This window comes from Kribbella sp. NPDC054772 (assembly GCF_053611945.1).
The window spans coordinates 109,554-132,429 of record NZ_JBSHBJ010000010.1; the positions used below are offsets into that span (position 1 = coordinate 109,554).

Consider the following 22,876-nt stretch of genomic DNA (forward strand, 5'->3'; position numbering starts at 1 on the left):
CCCACCCCCCCCCCCCCCGGGCGCCCGGGGTGTCCCGCGGGGGGCCGCGGGGCCGCCCCCCGCGTCGCCCGCCGCCCCGGGCCCTCACCCCCCGGGGGGGCCGCCCGGGGGCCGTTCTAGGCTCGGCGACATGTTCGAACTGATCGATCCGACCGTTGACCTGCGGGACTCCTGGCTGGAGTCGGCGGCCGAGTGGGACGGCGTCCACCAGGACGGCGCCGGGGTGTGGGAGGCGAGCGACCTGAGCACGCTCGACGGTTTCGCGACGTGGGTCGGGCGGTTGCGCGAGCAGTCCGACGAGACCCGCGAGATCGAGGCCGGCCGGGTGCACGCGTCGTACTGGTGGGTCGTCGAGGGCGGGACGTACCTCGGCGCGATCAGTCTCCGGCACCGGCTCAACGACCGCCTGCTCGAGGGCGGCGGGCACATCGGGTACGGCGTCCGCCCGTCGGCTCGTGGTCGCGGGGTGGCGACGTGGGCGCTGGGGGCCGCGGTGGAGCGGGCGCGGGCGCGCGGGATGGACCGCGTGCTGGTGACGTGCGACGACACCAACGTCGCGTCAGCGCGGACGATCGAGCGCAACGGCGGGGTGCTCGAGGACGTCCGGGACACCTGGCTGGGCCGCGCCCGCAGGTACTGGATCACCCTCTGAATCACCCGCTGGATGGGGTCTACACGTCGGCGTGACCTTCTGGCGTGACCTTCTGTTGCTACGGTCGGACCGGCAGTCCGATCTCACGGGGAGTAGTCGAGCGTGTCCGTATCGCAACAGACCAGCGGGGAGAAGACCTTCCTCGGTCATCCGCGCGGCTTGATGACGCTGTTCACCACCGAGCTGTGGGAGCGGTTCAGCTACTACGGGATGCGCGCGATCCTGCTGCTGTACCTGACCGACAAGGCGCACGGTCTCGGCCTCGGCGAGTCGCTCGGCCAAGCCGTGGTGTCGATCTACGGCGCGTCGGTTTACCTGCTCTCGGTGCTCGGCGGCTGGTTCGCCGACCGCGTCTTCGGCGCCCGCCGCACGGTCCTGTACGGCGGGTCCGTGATCGTCGCCGGCCACGTGTGTCTCGCGCTGCCCGCCACCGGACCGGCGTACGCCGGGATCGCGTTGGTTGCCCTTGGCACGGGTCTGCTGAAGCCCAACGTGTCGACGATGGTCGGCACGCTGTACGAAGACGGCGACAAGCGCCGCGACTCGGCGTTCTCGATCTTCTACATGGGGATCAACATCGGGTCGTTCACGGCGCCGTTCGTGGTCGGGTTCTTGCGCCGCGAATTCGGGTTCCACGTCGCGTTCGCGGCCGCCGCGGTCGGGATGACGCTCGCGCTGATCGCCTACCTGCTCGGCCGGCGGACGCTGCACGGACGCGGCGACACCCCGCCGAACCCACTGACTGCCGAGGACCGGCCAACGATGGTGCGGGTCACGGTCGCGGTACTGGCGCTGCTCGCGGTGGTGTTCGCGTGGTCGGCCTGGCGCTCCGGCGGCATCGGCCCGAAGCCGGTCGTGGACGCGATCTCGTACCTGTGCTTCCTGGCCCCGATCGCGTACTTCGTGATGCTGCTCCGGAGCCCGCTGGTGACACCGGTGGAGAAGCAGCGGGTGCGCGCGTACATCCCGCTGTTCATCGCCGCGATGCTGTTCTTCATGCTGTTCGAGCAGGCGGCGACGACGCTGACCTCGTTCGCCGCCGACCGGACCGACCTGCACCTGTTCGGGATCGAGATCTCGCCGGAGTTCTTCCAGTCGGTGAACCCGTTCTCGATCATCGTGCTGGCGCCGGTGTTCGCGGTGATCTGGATCAAACTCGGCGACCGGGGCCCGTCGATCGGGCAGAAGTTCGCCACCGGCCTGCTGCTCGCCGGGATCTCGTTCGCGGTGATGGCGCTCGCGTCGTCGGTCGCCGGGGACAACCTCGCGTCACCGCTGTGGCTGGTCGGCGTGTACGTGATCCAGACCCTCGGCGAGCTGTTCCTGTCCCCCGTCGGGCTCGCCGCGACCACGGTGCTGGCGCCGCGGGCGTTCCTCAGCCAGATGATGGCTCTCTGGTTCCTCGCGCCGGCCGCCGGTCAGGCGATCACCGCCCAGCTCGTGCAAGCCACCGATGGCGCCTCCGAGACCGCGTACTTCGGCGGGCTGGCGATCGTCACGATCGTGGTCGCGGTCGCCGTGTATGCGTTCGCGCCGTGGATCCGCCGGCACACCGACGTACGACAAACCTCGTAGTCGCGCCCTGGGGCGAGTTGCGCATTCTGTCCGACGCGGCCCCACCGACATCTTCGCGAAACTCGACGTACCGTCCCGAACGGCCGCCGTGGCGTACGCCCACGATCACAACCTGCTCTGATCTAGTCCGTGAGGCGGTCGGCCAGCCAGGCGATCGCGAGCGGGTGGCGATACTCGACGGCGCGATGACCGCCGTCGAAACGCTCGAAATGGACGGCGTCGGCGGAGACACCGACGTCGGTCAGCGTTCGGCGGAACGCCTCAGCACCGAGGTCCAGGAACCACTCGTCGCTCGTCCCCGCGTCGATCCAGATCGCCCGCTGGGAACACAGGGCCTCGGCGTGATCCGGCGCCATCCGGACCGGGTCCCACCGCAGCCAGCGCGCCCAGACCTCCGGCCGGAGCGCGCCGGTCTGGGGGTCGAACGGCAGCCGCGGCGTACCGTCCGGGTCGGGTGAGAAGCAGGCCGAGACGCCGAGCAGCTCCAGCAGCCGCTCGTCCTCGGCCTTGGTGAACGCGACCCGCTCGGTGAAGTCCGACCACCAGCGCATGATGTCCCCGTCGTAGGCCCGCAACTGGCGAGCCGCCCAGAGAAAGTGCGGGATGTACTGCGCCTCGGACAGCGCGTCACCCGAATGCGACGCGAAGGCGCCGAACAGGTCCGGCCGGAGCATCGGCGTGATCATCGCGCCGAGCCCGCCGCTCGACTTGCCGGCGATCGCCCGATAGTTGCGGTCGGCAAGCGTCCGGTAGCGGGCGTCGACCCACGGGACCACCTCGTCGCACAGGTACGAGTGATAGCGGCCGGTGCCCGGCGAATCGACGTACTGACTCCCGCCGTACTTCGTGAACGCGTCGACGTAGACCACGATCATCGGCGGGGCCCCGCCACTGCTGAAGAGAGAGTCGATCAGTTCGGGGACCGGTCGCCGGAACGGCATCCGGTTGCGCCACAGCGGCAGCGTTCCGCCGTACCCGAGGAGCAGGTAGACGACCGGGTAGCGCCGGGTGCTGCCGTCGTACCCGGGCGGGGTCTGGACCCAGATCGGTCGCTGGTGCGGATCGTTCAGTGGATTGCCGCGCAGCACCTGGCTGTCGACCACTCCCTCGTCGATCCGGCCGGTCAGCTCGAGCATGGCATCGCCTCCTCATTTACTACGAAACCATAGTATATGGATTCGTAGTAGTCTCCTGCTCGTGGCGGAGGACTCGATCGATCGGCACATCGCGTACTGGCGGGCCGAAGTACCCGACCTCGACGACAGCGTCGAGGGCATCGTGACCCGGATGCAGATGCTGGTCCGGCATCTGCAGCATCGGCGGGCCGAGGCACTCGAGGAGCACGGCCTGCGCGCCTGGGAGTACAACGTCCTGTGGCAGCTGCGAGCAGCCGGGCCGCCGTACCGGGTGGCGCCGACCGCGTTGGCGATCGCGCTCGACACCCATCCGGCGACACTCACCAACCGTCTCGATCGGCTGACCCGCGCCGGCCTGGTCGAGCGCAGCCGCGACGTGACCGACCGGCGCAGCGTGGTCGTCGTCCTGACCCCCGAGGGCCAACGGGTCTGGGAGGCGGCGATCGATTCGCAGGCCGACGCCGAGCACACACTGCTGCAGCCGCTGTCTGAGCGCGAACGCGAGACGCTGACGAAGCTGCTGCGCAAGGTCGTGCTGTCCGCGGAGAAGGACGGACCCGCACTGATGGCGGTGCCGCGGAGCTGAACGCTCTCCGGAGGGAGCGGGTTCACTCCTGCGGGTGAGGTGCGGCGGGGTCGCGTGACCGGATGCTCTTGGGGTGACTACCACCGAGCGTCCTGTCCCCCGCTGGGCGTACCGCCTGGCTCATGTCATCCCGTTCCTGACCCTGCCGTCCGGCCTGTGGCGACTCGGGCTGGTCTTCGGTTCGTCGATGGGCATGCTCGACGACAACGGCAACCCCGCCGACCTCGGCGGGGTGGGCGCCAAGGTGTACGTCGTCTCGCTGACGATCTTCTCCGAACTCGTCGCCCTCACCGCGCTGGGTCTGGTCAGCCGCTGGGGCGAGGTCGCTCCACGCTGGATCCCGTTCATCGGCGGCCGCCGCGTCCACCCCTACGCGGCGATCGTGCCTGCCACCCTGGGCGCGCTGTCGCTGATCGCGATCTGGACGTACGGGTTCCGGGACGCCTGGACCGACCAGTTCATCCCGTTCGCCGGCACGGGATGGAAGGTACTGATGTTCGCCTGCTACGCACCCCTGAACCTCTGGGGCCCGGCGCTGCTCGTCCTCACCTGGGCGTACTACCGCCGCCGCGGTGTGTCACTCCAACCCGTCACCGAGAGCGTGGCCGGGGTCTGAGCGTGGTCGCCGGCAGCGGCGGCGCCGGGAGCGGGTCGCCGTCGTAGCCCGGGACCATCGGGAAACGGTCGTTCCCCTCAGCGGCGATCGCGGCCTGCCAGGCGTCCCGCGCGGCGACGATCTCCTCGTGACTGCGGCCGATGAAGTTCCACCACATCACGAGCTCTTCCTCGAACGGTTCACCGCCGAGCAGCAGGAACCGCACACCGTTGTCCGAGGCAACCAGATCGATCGCGTCCCGGCCGGCGCCGAGGTAGGCCATCTCGCCGAACCCCGGCGTCAGGTCTCCGACGCGCAACGATCCGTCGACCACGAGGACGGCGTACTCGTTGGACGGGATCAACGGGAGCGTCAGGGTGCGGCCGGCTTCGACGGTGACGTCGGCGCCGACCAGCGGCGTGTACGCCGGTGCGGGCGACGTGACCCCGGCGACGGTGCCGATCATCACCGTCACCTTCGCGCCGTCGAGGTCGAGCTTCGGCAGGTCGGCGTACGCGTTGAAGGCGGGCGGGGTCGTCGTACGGACGTCGTCCGGGAGAGCGACCCACAGTTGCGCGCCGTGCAGCATCGGCGGGGCGTCCGGCGTGGAGACCTCGGAGTGCGCGATCCCGGGGCCTGCCGTCATGATGTTGAGCTCCCCCGGCCGGACGAGAGCATGCGAGCCGACGCTGTCCCGGTGCTCGATCTCCCCCTCGAACAACCAACTCACGGTCTGCAGGCTCGTGTGCGGGTGCGGCGGAACAAGCATCCCGCTCGCCCCCGGTACGCCGTACGAGTCGACCCGCCGGGTCAGGTCGTCCGGTCCGTAGTGATCCACGAAGCACCACGCACCGACCATCCGCCGATCCTTGTTCGGCAACAACCGCCGCACAGTCGTCGACCGCCCCAGCACAACCTCCCGCCCCTCGAGCATCTCCAGCGCGGGCCCTTCACAGTCCCCAGTACCGACAACTTCCGCCGGGTGCTTGTCCAGATCGCTCACGATGACGTCCATTCCAGGAGTTGTTGCTGGTCCCAGGTGTTGATGACCCGGTCCGGGGTGACGCCGCGGTCTTCGGCGCGTTCGCAGCCGTAGACCTGCCAGTCGAGTTGGCCGGGGGCGTGGGCGTCGGTGTCGATGGAGAACAGGCAGTCCATCTCCACGGCCATCGCCAGCAGGCGCTTCGGTGGGTCCAGGCGTTCGGGGCGGGAGTTGATCTCGACCGCCGTACCGAACTGGCGGCAGGCCTCGAACACCACCTCGGGGTCGAACTCGGACTCGGGCCGGGTGCCGCGACCGCCGGTGATCAGGCGGCCGGTGCAGTGGCCGAGGATGTCCACGTGCGGGTTCGCGATCGCGCGGACCATCCGTTCGGTCATCGGTTCGGAGGCCATCCGCAGCTTGGAGTGCACGCTCGCGACCACCACGTCGAGCCGGGCCACGATCTCGGTGTCGCAGTCCAGCGTGCCGTCCTCGTTAATGTCGACCTCGATCCCGTTCAGGATCGTGAAACCGTCCAGCTCGTCATTCAGCTTCTTGTTGAGTTCGGCAACGACCTCGATCTGCTGCAGCCGCCGCTCCCGCGACAACCCGTTCGCGACGGTCAGCCGCGGCGAGTGATCGGTGAGCGCGATGTACTGGTGCCCGAGCCGGTGCGCCGTCCGCGCCATCTCCTCGATCGGGCTGCCGCCGTCGGACCACTCCGAGTGCAGATGCAGATCCGCCCGCAACGCGCCCCGCAACTCCTGGCCGGCCGTCGTCAGCGCCCCCGCCGCCTCCTCCAGCTTCACCAGGTACGACGGTGTCGCGCCGTCCATCGCCTCGACGATGACCGCCTCGGTCTTCGGCCCGATCCCGGCGAGCTCCGTCAACGTCCCGGCCCGGCGCCGCGCCCGCACCTCGGTCGGCGGCAGGGCAGCGATGGTGTCGGCCGCGCGCCGGTACGCCTTCACCCGGTGCGTCGGCTGCTGGTCGCGCTCGAGGTAGTACCCGATCGCCCGCAGCGCCGCGATGGCGTCGTCCACACCCGCCTTGTCGGTCATACGCCCATCATGGCAGCGCGGACCCCCCGGCCATCACAATCCGGCCGGCGAACCCGGCGTCCGCGGGGACCCGCCGGGAACCGGCGATTGTGATGGCCTGGGGATCCGGGGTTTATGGTCTGGACGTGGCGACCAAGGAGCATCTGGCGCGGGCGGAGCGGTTGCAGGGCGCGACCGGTGCGCTGGCCACGGCCGCGATGGCGGCGATGGACGCCAAGCTCCCGTGGTTCGCCCAGCTGTCCGCGCAGGACCGGTCCTGGATCGGACTGGTCGCGCAGTCCGGGATCTCGGCGTTCGTCGAGTGGTTCCGCGACCCCGAGGCGCACTCCTCGATGCCGACCCGGATCTTCGGCTCCGCGCCGCGCGAGTTCACCCGGGTGATCTCGCTGCACCAGACCGTCGACCTGGTCCGCACCACGATCGAGACCATCGAGAACACCATCGGCACCCTGCTACCGCCGGACGACGTACCGGTCGTGCACGAGGCGATGCAGCGCTACGCGCGCGAGGTCGCGTTCGCCGCCGCGACCGTCTACGCGCAGGCCGCCGAGATGCGCGGCGCTTGGGACGCCCGTCTTGAGGCGCTGCTCGTCGACTCGGTGATCCGCGGCGAGGCCGACGAATCGGTCCGCTCGCGGGCCTCCGCCCTCGGCTGGACCGGAGCCGCCGGTACGACGGGATCCGCGGAGGTCGCCGTGGTCGTCGGGCGGGCCCAAGCCGCGGAGGTCCCGCAAACCGGCAACAACACCTCGAACGTGGCGGACATGGTCCGGCACGCCGCGCGGGAGGCGGGTGCTGACGCTCTGTGCGCGATTCAGGGCGACCGCCTGGTCGTGGTACTCGGCGGTACGAGCAAACCTGTCGAGATCGTACAAAAGCTCGCGCGCTGGTTCGGACCCGGTCCGATCGTCGTCGGACCGGTCGTGAAGGACCTGATGTCGGCCGTGACCTCGGCGCGGGCCGCCGTCGCGGGTCTGCGAGCGGCGGCCGCGTGGCCGGGTGCCCCGCGGCCGGTACAGGCCGACGAACTACTTCCCGAGCGGTCACTCTCCGGAGACGGTCACGCTCGTCGGCAGCTCGCGACAGAGGTCTACGGCCCGCTCACCGTGGGCGATGGCGTGCTCCTGGACACGGTCTCGGCGTACCTGGACTCGGGTGGTTCGATCGAGGCGACGGCCCGGGCGATGTTCATCCACGCCAACACCGTGCGGTACCGGCTGAAGCGTGTGGCGGACCTCACGGGGTACAACCCGCTGGATCCCCGCGACGCTTTCACAGTCCGTGTCGCACTGACCTTGGGTCGCCTGCTCAATCCCGAGCCGGGCAGCACGGTTTTGTAGGATCTCTACAAACCGGCCCCGAAGAATTCGTGCTCGCCCTTCGGCTCACGGCGGGTCCGGCTGAGGGAGAGTTGTCACGTGCTCGTCATCGCCGCGCCCGGTCAGGGTGCCCAGACTCCAGGATTCCTCGAGCCGTGGCTGGCGGATCCCGTGTTCGAGAGCCGGCTGAACTGGCTCTCCGCGGTCGCCGGTCTCGACCTCGCCCACTACGGCACCCAGGCCGACGCGGACACGATCCGCGACACCGCGATCGCGCAGCCGCTGCTGGTCGCGTCCAGCATGCTGGCCGCGCTGGCGGTGTTCCCGCACCCGGCCGACGCCTTCGCCCAGGTCGGCGCGGTCGCCGGTCACAGCGTCGGTGAGCTCGCCGCCGCGGCCGGCACCGGCGTACTGACCGCCGAGCAGGCGATGGTCATGGTCCGTGAGCGCGGCAAGGCGATGGCCGCCGCGGCCGCGCTGACGCCGACCTCGATGACCGCCGTCCTCGGCGGCGACCGCGAGGAGGTCCTCGCCAAGCTCGCCGAGCACGGCCTGACCCCGGCCAACGACAACGGCCCCGGCCAGATCGTTGCCGCCGGCACCGTCGAGCAGCTCGAGGCGCTGGCCGCCGACCCGCCGGCCAAGGCCCGGCTGATCCCGCTGTCGGTCGCCGGCGCGTTCCACACCAGCCACATGGAGCCCGCGGTCCAGACGCTCGCGAAGTACGCGACCGCGATCAGCACTCACGACCCGCGGACCCGCCTGATCTCGAACCGGGACGGCCACGTCGTCCACGACGGCCGCGAGGTCCTGCAGCGGCTCGTCAACCAGGTGAACGCCCCGGTCCGCTGGGACCTGTGCATGCAGACGATGTCCGACCTCGAGGTCACCGGCATCCTCGAACTGCCGCCGGCCGGCACCCTGACCGGGATCGCGCGGCGCGCCCTGAAGGGTGTCGAGACGTTCGCGCTGAAGACGCCGGACCAGCTCGACGACGCCCGCGCGTTCGCCGAGAAGCACGGCAGCCCGTCCGAGATCGACGCCTCCCCCACGTGGCGGCTGCTGGTCGCCCCGATCAAGGGCACCTTCACCCGCGAGGTCGACGTACGCCGGGACTCCGGTGACACCGTCGCCGCGGGCGAGGTCGTCGCGAAGGTGGCGAGCCTGCGTGACGAGGTCGCGGTCACCGCGCCGCACGGCGGCATCGTCGTCGAATGGCTCGTCGAAGAAGGCGACCCGGTCGCCCCGGGCCAGCCGCTCGTCCGCCTGCACCCCGCCGGAGGAACCGCATGATCACACCGTCGACAGGTGCGCAGTACGCCGGGATTCTCGGGATCGGGTCGTACCGACCGCGGCGCGTCGTACCGAACTCGGAGATCCTCGAGCAGATCGACTCCAGCGACGAGTGGATCCAGACCCGGTCCGGGATCAAGGAACGCCGCTGGGCCGACGACGACGAGACCGTGCTGATGATGTCGGTGAACGCCGCGAAGGAAGCGCTCGCGGAGTCCGGTATCGACCCGGCCGACATCGGCTGCGTGATCGTCGCCACCGTCACGCACCTGTACCAGACGCCGGCGATCGCGACCCAGATCGCCGTCCAGGTCGGCGCCCCGACGGCGGCCGCGTTCGACATCTCGGCGGCCTGCGCGGGCTTCTGCTACGGGATCGCGATGGCCAACGACCTGGTCCGCGGCGGCAGCGCGAAGTACGTACTGGCGATCGGCGTCGAGCGACTCAGCGACATCACCGACCGGACCGACCGCGGTACGGCGTTCATCTTCGCCGACGGCGCCGGTGCAGCGGTGGTCGGTCCGACCGACGAGCCGGGGATCGGCCCGGTGGTGTGGGGTTCGGACGGCACGCAGCACCAGGTGATCAGCCAGCGCGAGTCCTGGCAGGAGGTGTTCGGCACCTACAACTGGCCGCACCTGACGATGGACGGCAACCCGGTGTTCCGGTGGGCGTCGTTCGAGATGGCCAAGACCGCGCAGCAGGCGCTGGACGTCGCCGGCGTGAAGGCGGAGCAGCTCGACCTGTTCGTGCCGCACCAGGCGAACATGCGGATCACCGACGCGATGCGCCGGGCGCTCAAGCTGCCCGAACACGTCAAGGTCGCACGCGACATCGAGCGCCAGGGGAACACCTCGGCGGCGTCGATCCCGCTCGCGATCAGTGCCATGCGCGACAACGGCGAGGCCAAGAGTGGCGACCTCGCACTGATCATCGGCTTCGGCGCCGGGCTGGTGTACGCCGCCCAGGTGATCCGGCTGCCGTAACAAGCAGTAGTCCATAGTTGTCCGGGGCAGCTCAGGTGGCTGCACCCGGCTGTCACGAGCCAGCAGAAATCCGAAAGGGAACCAGAGAATGGCCAGCACCGAAGAGATCCGTTCCAACCTCGCCGAGATCGTGAACGAGATCGCCGGCATCCCGGTCGAGGACGTCCAGCTGGACAAGTCCTTCACCGACGACCTCGACGTCGACTCGCTCTCCATGGTGGAGGTCGTGGTCGCGGCCGAGGAGAAGTTCGACGTGAAGATCCCCGACGACGAGGTCAAGAACCTGAAGACCGTCGGCGACGCGGTCGCGTTCATCGAGCGCGCCCAGAACGGCTGACGGACCCGTCACCGTGCTGGCCGGTGCTCATCGGTCCCCCGTTCGCGCGAGGCGGTCCGATGAGCACCAGACCGGCACCCCGCAGTACCCACCCCTCGCTCCCAACCGCAGATCGCTCTTGTGAAGGATGAGGTAACCATGTCGAAGACCCGAGTCGTCATTACTGGGCTCGGAGCCACGACCCCGCTCGGGGGCGACGTGGCCAGCTCCTGGGAAGGTCTGCTGGCGGGGCGCTCCGGTGCCAAGCGGCTGACCGACGAGTGGGTGCAGCCCCTGGCGGTGCAGATCGCCGCACCGGCCGCGGTGGACCCGACCGAGGTCATCGAGCGGGTGAAGGCCCGCCGCCTCGACCGTACGGCGCAACTCGCCGTGGTCGCCGCCCGCGAGGCCTGGGCCGACTCCGGCCTGGAGGACTCCGGGCTGGACAAGGAGCGCCTCGGTGTCGCGGTCGCGTCCGGGATCGGCGGCCTGCACACCACCCTGTCGAACTACGACGCCCTGAAGAGCAACCCGCGCCGGGTCTCGCCGCTGGCGATCCCGATGCTGATGCCGAACTCGTCGGCGGCGTACGTCGGCCTGGAGTTCGGGGCGAAGGCCGCCGTCCACACCCCGGTGTCGGCGTGTGCCTCCGGCAACGAAGCGATCTGGCTGGGGCTTGACCAGATCCGGCTCGGCCGCGCGGACGTGATCATCGCCGGTGGCGCCGAGGGCGCGATCATGGCGCTGCCGCTGGCCGCGTTCGGCATGATGCAGGCGCTCAGCAAGCGCAACGACGAGCCGGAGCGGGCGTCGCGTCCGTGGGACGTGGACCGCGACGGCTTCCTGCTCGGTGAGGGCGCCGGGGTCCTGATCCTGGAGTCGTACGAGCACGCCAAGGCGCGTGGCGCGAAGATCTACGCCGAGCTCGCCGGCGCGGGGATCTCCGCCGACGGTCACGACATCGCACAGCCCGACCCGACCGGTTCGGGTGCCCGGCGAGCGATGGAGCGGGCGTTGTCCGAGGGCGACCTCACCCCGGCCGACATCTTCCACATCAACGCGCACGCCACCTCGACCCCGCAGGGCGACATCGCGGAGTCACTGGCGATCCGGCAGGCGCTCGGCAAGGACGCGGACCACGCGATCGCGACCGCGCCGAAGTCGATGATCGGCCACCTGCTCGGCGGCGCCGGCGCGGTCGAGTCGGTCGCCACGGTGCTGGCCCTGCACCACCGGGTGTCGCCGCCCACCATCAACGTGGACAAGCTCGACGACCAGATCGACCTCGACGTCGCGACCGAGCAGCGCAAGCTGCCCGAGGGCGACATCGCGGCACTGAACAACTCGTTCGGCTTCGGCGGGCACAACGCCGCCATCGCGTTCAAGTCGGTGTAGTTCCTTCACCACGTTTCATCGGTGCAGTTCCTTCACCACCCTCGGAGGACACCATGACCGTCGCCCCGGCGAAACCCGCCAAGCTCCCCCGTGAGCAGGACCCGCGCAACCCGGTCACCCGGCTCCGCAACCTGCTCGACCCGGACAGCCTGGAACTGATCACCCCGGACAACCTGTCCGGGATGGTCGCCGCTCGCGGGACGATCGCCGGGGCGACGGTCATCGCCTTCTGCTCCGACGCGACCGTGATGGGCGGCGCGATGGGCGACGAGGGCTGCGACGTCGTCGTCGAGGCGTACGACGTCGCGCGCGCCGAGCAGGTGCCGATCATCGGCCTGTGGCACTCCGGCGGCGCCCGGCTGGCCGAGGGCGTGCTGAGTCTGCACGCGGTCGGCAAGATCTTCTACGCGATGACACAGGCCTCCGGGAAGATCCCGCAGATCTCCGTCGTGCTCGGGCCGGCGGCGGGCGGAGCGGCGTACGGTCCCGCGTTGACTGACGTTGTCGTCCTCGGGCCGGAGGGCCGGATCTTCGTCACCGGGCCGGACGTGGTCCGCTCGGTCACCGGCGAGGACGTCGACATGCTGCGCCTCGGTGGCCCCGAGCCGCACGGCCGGCGGTCCGGCGTCGTCCACATCACCACCGACTCCGAGGCGGCCGCGCTCGAGCAGGCGCGCCGGCTGGCCGACCTGCTCGCCAACCAGGGCACGATCTCGACCGATATCCCGGACACCGACCTCTCCGGGTTCCTGCCGGAGTCGGCGAAACGCGCGTACGACGTGCATCCGCTGGTCGGCGGTGTGCTCGACGCAGAGTCTGGCGTCGAGCTGCACCAGCGGTGGGCGCCGAACATCGTCACCACGCTCGGCCGGCTCGGCGGGCGCACAGTCGGCGTGATCGCCAACAACCCGCTCCGGCTCGGCGGCTGCCTGGACGCACTGTCGGCGGAGAAGGCTTCCCGCTTCGTCCGGATGTGCGACGCGTTCGGCGTTCCCTTGGTCGTGCTGGTCGACGTACCGGGCTATCTGCCGGGTGTCGGTCAGGAGTGGGACGGCGTCGTACGACGGGGCGCCAAACTGCTGCACGCGTTCGCGGAGGCCGTCGTACCGCGGGTGACGCTGGTGACCCGGAAGACGTACGGCGGGGCGTACATCGCGATGAATGCGCGGTCGCTCGGAGCCACGCGGGTGTTCGCTTGGCCGCGCGCCGAGGTCGCCGTGATGGGCGCGGTCGCCGCCGTCCGCGTCCTGCACCGGCGCAAGCTCGCCGACGTCGACCCGGAGCTCCGCCCGCAGGTCGAGGCCGAGCTCGCCGCCGAACACGAGAAGATTGCCGGTGGCATCGATCGGGCCCGCGAGATCGGCGTCGTCGACGAGGTCGTCGAACCCACCAGCACCCGCACCGCACTGGCCACCGCGCTGGCGAAGGCCGAAGCGGACGGCCCGACCCGCGGGCAGCACGGGAACATCCCGCTCTAGCCGGACATCACGAAGGGGGGGGGGGCGCGGGGGGGGGGGCGCGGCGCGGGCGCGGCGGGCGCGGGGGTGGGAAACACCCCCGCGGGGCCGCGGCCCCCCCGCCCCGCCCCCCGCGGCGGCCCGCCCCTCACCCCCCCCGCGCCCCCCCACACCGCGCGCGGCCCCACCGGGGTGGCGCCCCCCCCTTCACGTGGTGCGGCCGCTGTTGTTCACAACCACCGGGGGTGTCCCGACACCCGGTGGCCCAGCGGCCACGGCCCCTCCCACCCTGTGCAACGTCTGATGCTCAGTCTCATCGAAAAGTTCGGGGAAGTCTCCGGACTTCATAGGTTTCTTCTGAAGTTCTCAGGATCGCCTCAGACAACCTGATGCAGCCACCGCACCGGCGCACCGTCACCGGCGTACCGGAACGGCTCCAGCTCGTCGTCCCACGGACGCCCGAGCAGCCGCTCGACCTCTTCGGTCAGGTCGGCCTCGCCACTGGCCGCCTTCAGCATCGCGGCCTTCAGCCGGTCCTCCGGGACCATGATGTCGCCGTGGACGCCGGTGGTCGCGTGGAAGATCCCGAGGTCGGGGGTGAACGAGTACCGCTCGCCCTCGGCGCCGTTGCTCGGCTCCTCGGTGACCTCGAACCGCAGCTTCTGCCATCCGCGCAGCGCGGACGCCAGCTTGGCCGCCGTACCGGCCTCAGCCTGCCAGGACAGTTCGGCCCGGTACGTGCCCTGGGCCGCTGGTTGCGGCGTCCAGTCCAGTTTCACGGGCACGCCAAGGATGCCGCCCGCGGCCCACTCGACATGCGGGCACAACGCTGACGGCACCGTGTGGACGTACAGAACGCCACGAGTTGTCGCCACCGGGACCTCCTGTGCTCGAGCTGCGCCTTCCCCAGCGTTCTCGAACAGTCCGTCGATCTCGGCGTACTGGTTTCTCTACTTCAGTCTCTCAGGGCACCACAAGATGACCCGCGAAACACTTGACCATCTTGCACCACTGTTACCACAAACACCAGTAACCTCGCCGTGTCAACCACATCACTGTCGTGTCGCGACCGGGGGTCAGGTGACGCGGCCCGGCAGGGCGGCGGCGTACGAGTCTGCGGCCCGCTGCACGGCTTTGACCGTCTTGCGCTGCCAGAGGGCGATGACGGGGTCCGGCCAACTGGAGACGTTCTCGAGGCGATACGTGACCTCGGTGCCGCCGGCGTGCGGCGCGAAGGTGTACTCGCCGCGATACCAGAACTGGCCCTGCAGGCCGATCGTGGCGGCCGCCGGGTCGGCGTCCACCGAGACGCCCGCCGGGTTCCCCCCGTCGAGGCCGAGCAGCACCTTGCAGCGGTCCTCCGTGAGCAGCGGCTCGACCTGCTCGAAGGGAACAGCGGCTACTGCCTTGGCGGTTCCGAGAAGTCCCATGCCGCCAAGGGTAGCCTGTCTACTTATCGGCTCACGGGAACCGGGTGGCGAGCGCAATACAGGCGCCGGCCGCGGCGAGCGTGAAGAGCATCGCGATCCCGGCGTACCGAGCGGTGACTTCCTTGTCCACCTCGTCGTACCCGACCGAGGAGCCGATGTCCTTGTAGACGTCCTCGAGCTCGCCGGCCGACTCCGCGGTGTACGCCTTGCCGCCGCTGATCTCGGCGACCGAGCGCAGTTCGGTGCGGTCCGGTGGGACGCGCTGCCGGATGCCGTCCATCTCGATGAAGCCGGAGTCGGTACCGAAGCAGATCGTGTACACCGGGGTGTTCTTCGCCTTCGCCGCCTGCGCGCCCTCCTGGGCGGTCCGGCCGACTGTCCGCTTCCCGTCGGACAGCAGCACGATCCGCGCCGGGGCGGGCTCGTTCGGGTGCTCGGGGTCCGGCGGGACCTGGGTGAGTGCCTGCAGCGAGGTGAAGATGCCCTCACCGGTCGCGGTCGACTCGGCCAGTTCGAGCCCGTCGATCGAGCGCAGTACCGTCGCCCGGTCGGTGGTCGGCGGCACGATGATCGACGCCGTACCGGCGAAGTTGACCAGCGCGACGTTGAACTTGCCCGGCAGCTGATTGACGAAGTTCTTCGCCGACTTCTTCGCCGCCTCCAGCCGGTTCGGGTCGATGTCGGTGGCCATCATCGACAGCGAGACGTCGATCGCGACCACGATCGTGGCCCGCTCGCGCGGCACCTTGACCTTGTCCTTCGGCTGCGCGAACGCCACGATGCAGGTGAACGCGGCCACCAGCGCCAGCCCGACCGCGAGATGCCGCCGCCACTGCGGCCGCCGCGGCGCGACCCGGTCCAGCAGCGCGATGTTGGTGAAGCGCAGCGCGTACTGCGAGCGCCGGTGCTGGAGAAAGATGTATCCCGCGATGATCAGCGGGATAAGTAACAGGAACCACAACCGCCCCGGAGACAGGAACTCCATCAGCGAGCCACTCCCTTCGGCGGTTGGTGCAGGCGGGACGCCACGTGCCGGTAGGCGAGCACGAAACGCACCGTGTCCGCGACCCAGTCACGGTCGGTGCGCAGCACGAGATGACCCGCACCTACCCTACGCAGGGCGGCCCTGGTTCGTTCCCGCTGCGCCAGCGCGGCCACTCCGAACGCCTCCCGGACCTTGCGCCGCCGGGTGTCGATCTCGCGGACCTCGCCGGTCTCCGGGTCACCGATCGTGACCACACCGATGTTCGGCAGTTCGAGCTCGCGCGGGTCGACGATCTCGACCGCCAGCACCTGGTGCTGCGCGGTCAGCTTCCGCATCGCGCGCTCCCAGGACGGCTCGATCCCGCTGGCCACCTCGCCGTCCTCGGGGGTGAGGAAGTCGGAGACGATGACCCGCAGTCCGCGCTTGCGCTGCGTCCGCGCCATCGACTCCAGCGCCGCGGCCAGATCGCTACGGTGCGCCTCCTGGTCGGTGCCGAACTGTTCGGCGAGCAACGCGCGCAGCAGTCCGTAGAGCGCGAGCCGCCCGGACCGGGCCGGCCAGCGGCGCAGCGCCGAGTCGCGGAGCATCAGCCCGCCGAAGCGGTCGCCGAGCCGGTGGGTGAGGAACCCGACCGTCGCGACGGCCGCGACCGCGAGCTCGCGCTTCTCGAGGGTCGACGTACCGAAGTCCATTGAGCCGGACAGGTCGACCAGCGCCCAGGTCTCCAGCTCCCGGTCCGCGATCAGGTCGCGGACGTGCGGGACCGTGGTCCGGGCGGTGACCGCCCAGTCCATCCGCCGGACGTCGTCACCGACCTGGTACTCACGGGCCTCGGCGAGCTCGGTCCCGGGCCCGGGGAGCAGGCCCAGATGTTCCCCGTGCAGGTAGCCCTCGAGGCGCCGTACGACGGTCAGCTCCAGCCGCCGCAACGCACGCTCGGGAGCGAGCTGCGAGATCGTCATCGCAACTCGCGGATCGGGACGGTTTGGCATCAGTGCTCCGGGCCTGGGAGTGCTTGAGTGGTTGCGGCGGTCAGGTGCGTGCATCGCGGTGCTAGGCGAGCGTCCTCGATGCGGAGCATCGTGGATGCTCGGCTAGTGCCGTGAGGTGCGTGCCTGGGCGTCGCAAGCACCAAGCACTCCCGGGCCCGGAGCACTAGACGAACTCCGGGCGGCCGGTGCCGTCGGCGCCGTCGCGCCAGACCGGCTGGGGCGGCGGGACGGTCGCCAGGATGCGCTCGATCACGGCCCGCGGGTCGATGTTGTCCGCGACCGCGTCGAAGGTCAGGCCGAGGCGGTGGCCCATCACGTCCAGCGCGACGGTCTGGATGTCGCTCGGCAGCAGGTAGTCGCGGCCGTGGATCAACGCGAGTGCGCGACCGGCCGAGATCAGGCCGAGCGTGGCGCGCGGGCTGACACCGAGCTCGATGATCGGTTCGAGGTCAGGCAGGTGGAAGTCGGTCGGCGTCCGGGTCGCCATGACGAGGCGTACGGCGTACTCCGCGACCAGGTTGTGCACGAAGACCTGCTCGGCGGACCGCTGCAGCTCGAGGATCGTCTCCGGCTTCAGCACCTGCCGCGGCTCCGGCGGGTCGACACTCATCCGGCGGAGGATCTCGAACTCCTCGTGCCCCCGCGGATGCGGTACGTCGATCTTCACCAGGAACCGGTCCCGCTGCGCCTCGGGCAGCGGGTACACGCCTTCGGACTCGATCGGGTTCTGGGTCGCGATCACGATGAACGGCTTCGGCATCGGGAACGTCTGGCCGCCGATCGACACCTGCCGCTCGGCCATCAGCTCCAGCATCGCGGACTGCACCTTGGCGGGCGCGCGGTTGACCTCGTCGGCGAGCACGAAGTTCACGAACGTCGGGCCGAGCTCGATGTCGAACGTCTCACGGGTCTGCCGGTAGATCCGGGTGCCGACGATGTCGGACGGGACCAGGTCGGGGGTGAACTGGATCCGGGCGAACGTGCCGCCGACCACGCTCGCGAAGGTGCGCACGGCGAGCGTCTTGGCGACGCCCGGAACACCCTCGAGCAGGCAGTGACCCTTGGCCAGCAGTGACACCATCAGCGTCTCGACCATGTGCTCCTGGCCGACGATCACCCGCTTGACCTCGCCGACGGCCTCGCCGATCAGCCGGGACTGCTGGGCCACCGTTCCCGCCGGCACCGTGGTTTCGGTCATGCCTGTCCTTCCGGGGCCCGCGCACGGACCATGTCAAACACCGTCAATCCCCACTTCGCAACACCGGCCATTCCATCAGATCCCCGGGTTCAGCACCCGCAGGGCCCACCGGATCCCTCCCAATCCTCCCCCGCCCACCCAAATCCCGCCCGGTCTGCGCACTTTGAGCACCCACCGACCACCTCCGTGCCGGATCCGTGGTTGGTGGGTGCTCAAGGAACTCGGTGGCGGCCGTGGCGACAGTGCTACCAGGGATGTGGTGGGATTGGGGTGATGACTGCGACCGATTCCCAGCCTGAGGTGCAGCCGGCGGATGCGCCGGAGGAGCGGCCTGCGCTGGAGATTCCGGACGCCCTGCCGCTGCAGCCCGAGGACCCGCCGCGGGTCGGCGAGTTCTGGCTCCGCGGCCGCCTCGGCGCCAACGCTGCCGGATTCCTGTACGCCGCCACGGACGATTCCGGCCGCTCCGCCGTGGTCGCGATGATGGCCGAAGGCTCCGCCGACGACGCCGCGGCTCGGGAACGGTTCGTGCATGCCGTCGACGACCTCCCCGAAGACGCCGTCCTCGCACACAACGACTCCGATGACGACGACCTCGCACTGTGGGTCGCGGTCGGCCCGATCCGGGAGGACGACGGGTCGAGCGCCGTGTCCGACGAGCGGCTGCTGGCCGAGCGCCGCGGCGAGGACGTCCTGTCCTCGGTACTGATGGACCGGGTCCCCCAGATCGGGAAGCTGCGTGGGCCGGATTTCCGGCACTACTGGGAGAACCGCCGCCGCCCCGGCCTGTTCCGCATCTGGCCGCTGCCATGGCCGGAGGCGCTGCGCCCGGCGTCCCGGTGGGCGCTGGCGCTGGCGCTGTTGACGATGGCCGTGATCATGGCTCTCGCGGTGTTCCTGGCGTGGCTGCTGTTCCGGCACGCCCAGCCGCTCGAGCCGGAGCCGGTGATCCCGACCCCGACCGGCACGACGACCGTCACGGTCACGCCGACGACACCGCCGCCCGGCACCGGGTCCGTGAGCCCGAGCACCGGCGGCCCGTCGACGGTATCGCCGAGCCCCGGCGGCACTCCTCCGACGGAGGTACCGACGGGTTCGCCGCCCACGGCGACGAACCCTGGCGACAAGTTCTAGCGGTTCCTCGTGCTGCGGGGCCGCTGCTCGAACTAGCGGTTCCTAATGCTGCGGTGCCGCGGCTGGGCGTCCGCGGCGCAGGCCGATCAGCCCAATCAGGCTGATGACTGCCCAGCTGCCCTCCAGCAGCAGGAAGCCCCAGGACAGCTGTACGGCCGCGATCGCCGCGAGGACTCCTGAGCCGAGCAGGTTCAGCAGCTGATAGGTGACAGTGCGCTGCTGCAACCGACCGGCCTGGGCCGCCGCGAAGGCGACCAGAATCGTGAGCGCGCCAACGATCTCGAGAACATCCAGAACGTGCATGAGGACGAACCCCTTCCAAGAGGGTGAGGCGCCGTCTTGTCAGACCGGGTACGGCGCCGCTCGTCCGGGGAGCCGCGGAATGGCGAACTCCTACTCCGAGTCTAGCAAGCGCACGAAGTCCGGGTCGTTCCACAGCCGCTCCGGTACGGGCTGCCGGACGAGCGCCGCGTCGGCCCGGATCTCCGCCGGCGACGAGGCCGCGATCAGCACCGAGGTCACGGCGGAGTGCCTGCTCGGGTACGCCAGCGCGGCCTGCGGCAGCGAGACGCCGTACCGCTCGCAGACCGCCGAGATCCGGCGGGCCTGGATCGCCAGCGGGTCGCTGAGCGTCTCTGCCTGCATGACCTGCGGGCTGAGGACGCCGGACACGATCACCGACACTCCGCGTGCGAGGCAGCGGTCCAGTAGCGGCGTCGCGGAGCGGTCGAGCAGCGAGTACTGCGCGGTCAGCAGCACGCAGTCCAGCTCGACGTCACGCACCAACTGATCCAGCTCGCGCCACTCCCCCGACACCGTCCCGACCGCTTTGATCGCACCGTCGCGCCGCATCCGATCGAGCACCGGGTACGCCGTCTCGTCCTCGGCGAACACCAGATCGACCGCGAGCCCGAGCCGCTCGGAGCTCGCGCGCACCGATGCCTCCGGATCGGCCCCGGCGGGCACCTTGGTCGAGACCAGGAACTCGCCACGTGGCCGCTGCTGCAACGCCGTACCGAGTCGCCGCTCGGAGTCGCCGTACGCCGGTGAGCTGTCGAAGAAGCGGATACCGGCCTGGTAGGCCGCGTCCACGGTGGCGACCGCTGCCGCGTCACCGTCCGCGCCCGGGGGTTCGCCGAGATGCGAACCACCGAGCCCGAAGCGTGGTGGCCGGAACCTGACCGTCGAGCGGGGCGCGAGCACCTGGCTGGGTGCGGGCATCGCACTCACCTCCGCTGGTCGGCTTGGGTACCTACAGGATCGGCTCTCTACGAGACTTTCGCATCTCGAAACTAGGATCCGGATTCGTAGAGTGTGCGCACCTCCGCGTCCGTGAGAGCGCGGTCGTACAGGTGCACCTGGTCGACCGTTCCGTCCAGGAAGTCGACCTGGTTGCCGCCGAACTTCGCCCGTCCGATCACCGTGTTGCCGGTCGAACCGGAGTCCAGGCTGCAGGCGGCCTTGGTGGCGACCAGGGCGCCGTCGACGTACAGCCGCAGTTCGCCCTTCACGACGTCGCGGACGCCAGTGACGTGGTACCACTGGCCCGGGTTCGGCTTGGTCGGCGCCAGTGCCCGAATGCCCGGGAAGCTCATCGCGAACCGCTGGTCCTGGCCGGAGTACTGCAGGAAGAACGCGCTGTCCCGCGCGCCGTCCTGGCTGACGAACGTCTGGAACGAGCCGTCCACCTTGTCGAGTTTCACCCACGCACTGGCCGAGTAGTTACCGCTCGTGTCGAGCAGTGCGGCGCCGGTGTCGACAAACTGATTGTCGCCGTTGAGTGCGACGCCTTGGCCGTTCTTGCCCTCGGCAAATACTGCGCCACCTTGGAGCGTGGCGTCGTTGTTGCCTACGGCATCTTCTCCGGTTCCGTTCAGCGGATAGAAGTGAATGCCGTCGGCGCCAGGGGTTCCCGGGCCTGGGTTCGGTACGCCGGTCCCGGTTCCGTCGGCGCCCGCGATGATCGCCTGGTTGACGGTCCGGACCTGGGCGAAGTCCATCTTCGGGATCCGCCGGTCGTAGGTGAAGAAGCCGTTCAGCTCCCCTTCGACATCGGTGATCTGGGTGTACACCGATCCGCTGATCCCACACTGCCGAGCCGACCTGAGGACGTCGTTCTGGTTCTCGACGTACCGTCGCGTAAGCGTCGCCGAGTCAGGCTCCATCTCGTACGCCGACCCGTCGCCGAACCACATGTGGTCGGGCACCTTCAACCCGAACCCGCCGTGCTCGCCGTCCACCGCCGCTCTCTCACCCGCCGGTGCTGTCGTCGCCGGGCCGAGGTAGGCATGGTTGTCGATCAGGTCGCCGCGGCCGGAGTCACCGTGGGAGTTGCAGCAGTTGACGCCGCTGTGCGCGTTGACCAACCGGGACGGGTCCTGCGCCTTGACGGAGTCGGCGATCCGGCCGGTCTCGGCCTGGTCCCACTCGCCCCAGCCCTCGTTGAACGGGACCCAGACGGTGATCGAGGTGAAGCTCTTGTGCTCCTCGACCATCTCGCGCAGCTCGGACTTGAACTGCGTCCGCCACGGCTCGGGCATCGGGTCGGTCTTCGACGCCGGCATGTCCTGCCAGACCATCAGACCCAGCTTGTCGGCCCAGTAGTACCAGCGATCCGGCTCGACCTTGATGTGTTTGCGCACCGTGTTGAACCCGAGCCGCTTGTGCTGCTCGAGATCGAACCGGAGCGCCGCGTCGGTCGGCGCCGTGTTCAGGCCGTCCGGCCAGAACCCCTGGTCGAGTGTTGACAGGTTGAACAGGATCTTCCCGTTCAGCGCCATCCGAAGCTTGCCGTCGGCACCTTTCTGCAGGCCGACCGACCGCATCCCGGCGTACGAACCGATTTGGTCTACCATTTTGCCGCGATCGACGAGCCGGACCTTCAGGTCGTAGAGGAACGGGTTGTCCGGCGACCAGGTCTTCGGGTGCGGGATCGGCAGCCGGAGCTCGGTGTTCGCCTTGCCCCGCACCTGACCGGCGACCTTGCGGCCGTCGTACGCCGTGACTTCGACGTCGAGGCCTGCGGGACCGGTCGTCTCGACGGTGACCTTCAGGGACTGGTTCGGGAGGTCGGGCGTCAGCTGGAGGCGGCTGATCGAGGAGGCGTTGACCGGCTCCATCCAGACGGTCCGCCAGATGCCGGAGCTGCCCTGGTAGAAGATGCCGTGGTCGCTGACCTCACGCTGCTTGCCGATCGGCTGGTACGTCTCGTCGGTCAGGTCCTCGGCCCAGACGATCAGCTCCTGCGGGCCTTTGGCGTGCAGCGCGGAGGTGACGTCGACGTCGAAGCCGTCGTACCCGCCGCGGTGCGTGGCGACCTGCCGGCCGTTGACCCAGACCTTGGCGTCGTAGTCGACCGCGCCGAAGTGCAGCAGGAGCTGCTTGCCCTTCCAGTTGTCCGGGACGGTGAAGGTGCGGCGGTACCACATCCGGTCCTCGTGCTTCTGCAGGCCGGAGAGCGCGGACTCGATCGGGTACGGGACGAGGACCTGCTCGGTGAGTGTGCGGCCGAAGGGTGGTTGCTCGCTGGGGGTTGCGGCGGACCATTCCCAGAGGCCGTTGAGGTTGCGCCAGTCGGGGCGGGTGAGCTGCGGGCGGGGGTAGTCCGGGAGCGCGTTCGTCGGGGAGACGTCGGCGGTCCAGGGGGTGGTGAGGGGTGGGGTTCCTGCGTGCCAGTCGGTGGTGGTCTGGGTGGCCGCTTGGGGAATTGAGGCTGTTGGGACGAGGGTGACCGACGCTGCGAGGACGGCCGCGGCGAGGACTTTGAGCATGGGCGGGAGGCTCC

At 69.9% G+C, this 22,876-nt stretch carries 22 protein-coding genes and 1 riboswitch; of the genes, 11 read left to right on the plus strand and 11 right to left on the minus strand.

Features of this window, described 5'->3' with window-relative positions:
* Positions 1-130 precede the first annotated feature (130 nt).
* Together ACWGID_RS18515 and ACWGID_RS18520 are read left to right on the plus strand one after the other, a co-directional pair.
* Complete coding sequence (locus ACWGID_RS18515; RefSeq protein WP_452198013.1) at positions 131-652, plus strand: GNAT family N-acetyltransferase; 522 nt, start codon at positions 131-133, stop codon at positions 650-652.
* Between the two features lie 102 nt (positions 653-754).
* On the plus strand, positions 755-2,227 hold the full coding sequence (locus ACWGID_RS18520) for a peptide MFS transporter (RefSeq protein WP_452198015.1): 1,473 nt from the start codon (positions 755-757) through the stop codon (positions 2,225-2,227).
* Between the two features lie 122 nt (positions 2,228-2,349).
* On the opposite strand, the gene ACWGID_RS18525 is transcribed toward ACWGID_RS18520, so the two are convergent.
* Positions 2,350-3,363 (minus strand): alpha/beta hydrolase-fold protein, encoded by a 1,014-nt coding sequence (locus ACWGID_RS18525; protein ID WP_452198017.1) that lies wholly within the window; start codon positions 3,361-3,363, stop codon positions 2,350-2,352.
* 61 nt (positions 3,364-3,424) lie between these two features.
* On the opposite strand from ACWGID_RS18525, the gene ACWGID_RS18530 reads away from it, so the two are divergent.
* Together ACWGID_RS18530 and ACWGID_RS18535 are read left to right on the plus strand one after the other, a co-directional pair.
* Positions 3,425-3,949, plus strand: coding sequence for a MarR family winged helix-turn-helix transcriptional regulator (locus ACWGID_RS18530; protein ID WP_452198019.1), 525 nt, complete (start codon positions 3,425-3,427; stop codon positions 3,947-3,949).
* Positions 3,950-4,022: 73 nt separating this feature from the next.
* Positions 4,023-4,565 (plus strand): hypothetical protein, encoded by a 543-nt coding sequence (locus tag ACWGID_RS18535; RefSeq protein ID WP_452198021.1) that lies wholly within the window; start codon positions 4,023-4,025, stop codon positions 4,563-4,565.
* Here ACWGID_RS18535 and ACWGID_RS18540 read toward each other — a convergent pair.
* Positions 4,540-5,547 (minus strand): pirin family protein, encoded by a 1,008-nt coding sequence (locus ACWGID_RS18540; RefSeq protein WP_452198022.1) that lies wholly within the window; start codon positions 5,545-5,547, stop codon positions 4,540-4,542. The two genes, ACWGID_RS18535 and ACWGID_RS18540, sit on opposite strands and share 26 nt — an antisense overlap.
* Entirely contained in the window at positions 5,544-6,587 is a 1,044-nt protein-coding gene (locus tag ACWGID_RS18545) for a PHP domain-containing protein (RefSeq protein ID WP_452198024.1), read from the minus strand. Before ACWGID_RS18545 ends, ACWGID_RS18540 begins: the two co-directional genes overlap by 4 nt.
* A 92-nt stretch (positions 6,588-6,679) precedes the next feature.
* On the opposite strand from ACWGID_RS18545, the gene ACWGID_RS18550 reads away from it, so the two are divergent.
* From ACWGID_RS18550 to ACWGID_RS18575, 6 genes are all read left to right on the plus strand, one after another.
* Positions 6,680-7,927: a PucR family transcriptional regulator gene (locus tag ACWGID_RS18550; RefSeq protein WP_452198026.1), complete on the plus strand. Its 1,248-nt coding sequence runs from the start codon at positions 6,680-6,682 to the stop codon at positions 7,925-7,927.
* 78 nt (positions 7,928-8,005) lie between these two features.
* Positions 8,006-9,199: an acyltransferase domain-containing protein gene (locus ACWGID_RS18555; protein WP_452198028.1), complete on the plus strand. Its 1,194-nt coding sequence runs from the start codon at positions 8,006-8,008 to the stop codon at positions 9,197-9,199.
* A complete protein-coding gene (locus ACWGID_RS18560) occupies positions 9,196-10,185 on the plus strand; it encodes a beta-ketoacyl-ACP synthase III (protein WP_452198030.1) in 990 nt (329 codons plus the stop codon). The genes ACWGID_RS18555 and ACWGID_RS18560 overlap by 4 nt, the downstream gene beginning before the upstream one ends.
* 88 nt (positions 10,186-10,273) lie before the next feature.
* Positions 10,274-10,522, plus strand: a complete 249-nt coding sequence (locus ACWGID_RS18565; protein ID WP_130446978.1) for an acyl carrier protein — start codon at positions 10,274-10,276, stop codon at positions 10,520-10,522.
* Positions 10,523-10,660: 138 nt separating this feature from the next.
* Positions 10,661-11,896, plus strand: coding sequence for a beta-ketoacyl-ACP synthase II (gene fabF / locus ACWGID_RS18570; RefSeq protein WP_452198033.1), 1,236 nt, complete (start codon positions 10,661-10,663; stop codon positions 11,894-11,896).
* Positions 11,897-11,949: 53 nt separating this feature from the next.
* Positions 11,950-13,374 (plus strand): carboxyl transferase domain-containing protein, encoded by a 1,425-nt coding sequence (locus ACWGID_RS18575; protein ID WP_452198035.1) that lies wholly within the window; start codon positions 11,950-11,952, stop codon positions 13,372-13,374.
* A gap of 356 nt (positions 13,375-13,730) precedes the next feature.
* Here the strand turns inward: ACWGID_RS18575 and ACWGID_RS18580 are convergent, their stop codons facing one another.
* The 5 genes from ACWGID_RS18580 to ACWGID_RS18600 all read right to left on the minus strand — a co-directional run bounded on the left by ACWGID_RS18580 (position 13,731) and on the right by ACWGID_RS18600 (position 17,958).
* Positions 13,731-14,228, minus strand: coding sequence for a DUF3145 domain-containing protein (locus tag ACWGID_RS18580; protein WP_452198037.1), 498 nt, complete (start codon positions 14,226-14,228; stop codon positions 13,731-13,733).
* Positions 14,229-14,429: 201 nt separating this feature from the next.
* Positions 14,430-14,783, minus strand: a complete 354-nt coding sequence (locus ACWGID_RS18585; RefSeq protein WP_452198039.1) for a hypothetical protein — start codon at positions 14,781-14,783, stop codon at positions 14,430-14,432.
* A gap of 31 nt (positions 14,784-14,814) precedes the next feature.
* Positions 14,815-15,768 carry a VWA domain-containing protein gene (locus ACWGID_RS18590; protein WP_452198041.1) on the minus strand — a complete coding sequence of 318 codons (954 nt, stop codon included), beginning with the start codon at positions 15,766-15,768 and terminating at the stop codon, positions 14,815-14,817.
* Positions 15,768-16,730 carry a DUF58 domain-containing protein gene (locus ACWGID_RS18595; RefSeq protein WP_387784583.1) on the minus strand — a complete coding sequence of 321 codons (963 nt, stop codon included), beginning with the start codon at positions 16,728-16,730 and terminating at the stop codon, positions 15,768-15,770. The genes ACWGID_RS18590 and ACWGID_RS18595 overlap by 1 nt, the downstream gene beginning before the upstream one ends.
* A gap of 193 nt (positions 16,731-16,923) precedes the next feature.
* Entirely contained in the window at positions 16,924-17,958 is a 1,035-nt protein-coding gene (locus ACWGID_RS18600) for an AAA family ATPase (RefSeq protein WP_452198043.1), read from the minus strand.
* A 273-nt stretch (positions 17,959-18,231) separates the two neighbouring features.
* On the opposite strand from ACWGID_RS18600, the gene ACWGID_RS18605 reads away from it, so the two are divergent.
* On the plus strand, positions 18,232-19,092 hold the full coding sequence (locus ACWGID_RS18605) for a hypothetical protein (protein ID WP_452198045.1): 861 nt from the start codon (positions 18,232-18,234) through the stop codon (positions 19,090-19,092).
* A 42-nt stretch (positions 19,093-19,134) separates the two neighbouring features.
* Here ACWGID_RS18605 and ACWGID_RS18610 read toward each other — a convergent pair whose 3' ends face one another.
* The 3 genes from ACWGID_RS18610 to ACWGID_RS18620 form a co-directional block, all read right to left on the minus strand.
* A complete protein-coding gene (locus ACWGID_RS18610) occupies positions 19,135-19,395 on the minus strand; it encodes a CBU_0592 family membrane protein (protein ID WP_452198046.1) in 261 nt (86 codons plus the stop codon).
* 25 nt (positions 19,396-19,420) lie between these two features.
* Positions 19,421-19,484: riboswitch (guanidine-III (ykkC-III) riboswitch) on the minus strand.
* 1 nt (position 19,485) lies between these two features.
* Positions 19,486-20,313: an aldo/keto reductase gene (locus tag ACWGID_RS18615; RefSeq protein ID WP_452198048.1), complete on the minus strand. Its 828-nt coding sequence runs from the start codon at positions 20,311-20,313 to the stop codon at positions 19,486-19,488.
* A gap of 71 nt (positions 20,314-20,384) precedes the next feature.
* Positions 20,385-22,862, minus strand: coding sequence for a LamG-like jellyroll fold domain-containing protein (locus ACWGID_RS18620; protein ID WP_452198049.1), 2,478 nt, complete (start codon positions 22,860-22,862; stop codon positions 20,385-20,387).
* Between the last annotated feature and the right edge of the window lie 14 nt (positions 22,863-22,876).

Bases quoted from the DNA above. Each gene is read 5' to 3' on its own strand.
- ACWGID_RS18515 (WP_452198013.1), top strand. From the start codon at position 131: ATGTTCGAACTGATCGATCCGACCGTTGACCTGCGGGACTCCTGGCTG.
- ACWGID_RS18525 (WP_452198017.1), bottom strand. From the start codon at position 3,363: ATGCTCGAGCTGACCGGCCGGATCGACGAGGGAGTGGTCGACAGCCAG.
- ACWGID_RS18545 (WP_452198024.1), bottom strand. From the start codon at position 6,587: ATGACCGACAAGGCGGGTGTGGACGACGCCATCGCGGCGCTGCGGGCG.
- ACWGID_RS18550 (WP_452198026.1), top strand. From the start codon at position 6,680: ATGGCCTGGGGATCCGGGGTTTATGGTCTGGACGTGGCGACCAAGGAG.
- ACWGID_RS18560 (WP_452198030.1), top strand. From the start codon at position 9,196: ATGATCACACCGTCGACAGGTGCGCAGTACGCCGGGATTCTCGGGATC.
- ACWGID_RS18565 (WP_130446978.1), top strand. From the start codon at position 10,274: ATGGCCAGCACCGAAGAGATCCGTTCCAACCTCGCCGAGATCGTGAAC.
- fabF (WP_452198033.1), top strand. From the start codon at position 10,661: ATGTCGAAGACCCGAGTCGTCATTACTGGGCTCGGAGCCACGACCCCG.
- ACWGID_RS18575 (WP_452198035.1), top strand. From the start codon at position 11,950: ATGACCGTCGCCCCGGCGAAACCCGCCAAGCTCCCCCGTGAGCAGGAC.
- ACWGID_RS18585 (WP_452198039.1), bottom strand. From the start codon at position 14,783: ATGGGACTTCTCGGAACCGCCAAGGCAGTAGCCGCTGTTCCCTTCGAG.
- ACWGID_RS18590 (WP_452198041.1), bottom strand. From the start codon at position 15,768: ATGGAGTTCCTGTCTCCGGGGCGGTTGTGGTTCCTGTTACTTATCCCG.
- ACWGID_RS18595 (WP_387784583.1), bottom strand. From the start codon at position 16,730: ATGACGATCTCGCAGCTCGCTCCCGAGCGTGCGTTGCGGCGGCTGGAG.
- ACWGID_RS18600 (WP_452198043.1), bottom strand. From the start codon at position 17,958: ATGACCGAAACCACGGTGCCGGCGGGAACGGTGGCCCAGCAGTCCCGG.
- ACWGID_RS18605 (WP_452198045.1), top strand. From the start codon at position 18,232: ATGACTGCGACCGATTCCCAGCCTGAGGTGCAGCCGGCGGATGCGCCG.
- ACWGID_RS18610 (WP_452198046.1), bottom strand. From the start codon at position 19,395: ATGCACGTTCTGGATGTTCTCGAGATCGTTGGCGCGCTCACGATTCTG.
- ACWGID_RS18615 (WP_452198048.1), bottom strand. From the start codon at position 20,313: ATGCCCGCACCCAGCCAGGTGCTCGCGCCCCGCTCGACGGTCAGGTTC.
- ACWGID_RS18620 (WP_452198049.1), bottom strand. From the start codon at position 22,862: ATGCTCAAAGTCCTCGCCGCGGCCGTCCTCGCAGCGTCGGTCACCCTC.